1 protein-coding gene is annotated in these 272 nt (G+C 50.7%); it reads right to left on the bottom strand.

Translation table 11 applies throughout. The features are described 5' to 3' along the window. A partial coding sequence (locus HMPREF0308_RS12785; RefSeq protein WP_211205708.1) for an IS3 family transposase occupies positions 1 to 232 on the bottom strand: 232 nt, incomplete at its 3' end. Between the last annotated feature and the right edge of the window lie 40 nt (positions 233 to 272).

Consider the following 272-nt stretch of genomic DNA (forward strand, 5'->3'; position numbering starts at 1 on the left):
GATCTGGCATGACGTGGTGGCCAGGCTTGCGCCGGGTGGTGATGCATCGACGTTGTTTGGTAAAGCCTTTTAGCCCCATGGATTTCATGATGCGTGCGACCTTCTTGTGATTGATCGGAGGAAAGTCCGTATCGTCGTTGAGGCTTGCAACGATGCGTTTAGCACCATAAAGCCCGTGCTCATCATCAAAGATGGCCTTGATTCTTGCACCAATAAGGGCATCGGAACACATCTTTAACCTGCGATTTTCGCGGGTGTTGAGCCATTTGTAG

Source organism: Corynebacterium striatum ATCC 6940 (assembly GCF_000159135.1).
Taxonomy (GTDB): Bacteria; Actinomycetota; Actinomycetes; order Mycobacteriales; family Mycobacteriaceae; genus Corynebacterium; species Corynebacterium striatum.